The following is a 1,386-nucleotide window of genomic DNA, read 5'->3' as shown; positions in this document are numbered from 1 at the left end:
GCCGTGCTCTCCGGCATGGACCGGGATGATCAGCGCGCCACGGCTGGCAGGCTGATGAGCGGATCATCGCTCATCTGGCTGATGGTTTCCAGAGTCATGTATCTGGCGCGCTGGACGGCCCATTCATCGTTCTGTTCGAGCAGGAGCGCGCCGACAAGACGGACAATGGCGTCATCATTGGGGAAGATGCCGACGACCTCGGTGCGCCGCTTGATCTCACCGTTGAGCCGCTCGATCGGATTTGTCGAGTGCAGCTTGGCGCGATGCTCCCTGGGGAAGGTCATGTAGGCCAGCACGTCGGGCTCGGCGTCATCCATGATGGCGGCGAGCTTGGGCACCTTCGGCCGGATCTGGTCGGCGACGGCGCGCCATTGTGTGCTCGCGGCTTGCGACGTCTCCTGGGCGAAGGCGGTAGCGATGAAGGCGGACACGACACGGCGGCCGCTCTTGCCGGCATGCGCCAGCACATTGCGCATGAAATGAACCCGGCAACGTTGCCATGTCGCGCTGAGAACCTTGGTGACGGCCGCCTTGAGGCCTTCGTGCGCATCGGAGACGACGAGCTTGACGCCGCGCAGTCCGCGCCGGGTCAGCTTGCGCAGGAACTCGGTCCAGATCGGCTCGGCCTCGGAGGTGCCGATCTCCATGCCCAGCACCTCGCGCCGGCCGTCTGAGTTGACGCCGACGGCGATGATCACGGCGACCGAGACGATGCGACCGCCGCGGCGGACCTTCAGGTAAGTGGCATCGATCCACAGATACGGCCAGTCGCCTTCGATCGGCCTTTCGAGGAACGCTTTGACCTTGCCGTCGATCTCCTCGCACAGACGGCTGACCTGACTCTTCGAAATACCGCTCATGCCCATCGCCTTAACCAGGTCGTCGACCGAGCGGGTCGAGATGCCCTGCACGTAGGCTTCCTGGATGACCGCCGTCAGCGCCTTCTCGGCCATGCGCCGCGGCTCCAGGAACGAGGGGAAGTAGGAGCCTTTCCTCAGCTTCGGAATGCGCAGCTCGACCGTGCCGGCTCGCGTCTCCCAGTCGCGCTCGCGGTAGCCGTTGCGCTGGGCCAGCCGCAGCGGGGTCTTCTCGCCAAAGGCGGCGCCGGTGGCGGCCCCCACCTCAAGCTCCATCAGGCGCTCGGCGGCGAAGCCGATCATCTCGCGCAGGAGATCGCAATCCGGGGTCTTCTCCACGAGCGCGCGCAGGTTCATCATGTCGTCGGTCATCGATGGTTCCTTCGAATCAGGTTGGTGTCAGCAACCCGACCCTACCGGGGAACTTCGATGACCACCGCTACGCCGCTCGCTCGCTACGGCGCTGTCGAGGGCGCGCTCGCGAGCGGCTTCGCTACCGCCCAGCTACACCACTTGTGGGGACGCGACC

The 1,386-nt window shown here is 65.5% G+C and carries 1 protein-coding gene; it reads right to left on the bottom strand.

What is annotated here, in order from left to right; translation table 11 throughout:
* Positions 1-29: 29 nt before the first annotated feature.
* Positions 30-1,229 carry an IS256 family transposase gene (locus C1A35_RS35565; RefSeq protein ID WP_104668909.1) on the bottom strand — a complete coding sequence of 400 codons (1,200 nt, stop codon included), beginning with the start codon at positions 1,227-1,229 and terminating at the stop codon, positions 30-32.
* Positions 1,230-1,386: the final 157 nt, after the last annotated feature.

Source organism: Ensifer adhaerens (assembly GCF_002940685.1).
In the GTDB taxonomy this organism is placed as follows: domain Bacteria; phylum Pseudomonadota; class Alphaproteobacteria; order Rhizobiales; family Rhizobiaceae; genus Ensifer; species Ensifer adhaerens_E.
Note: the sequence above shows the minus strand (reverse complement) of the source record. Positions and strands in the feature narration are given on the sequence as shown.

What these genes read in the sequence shown, in the direction of transcription:
- C1A35_RS35565 (WP_104668909.1), bottom strand. Translation starts at nt 1,229, where the DNA reads ATGACCGACGACATGATGAACCTGCGCGCGCTCGTGGAGAAGACCCCG.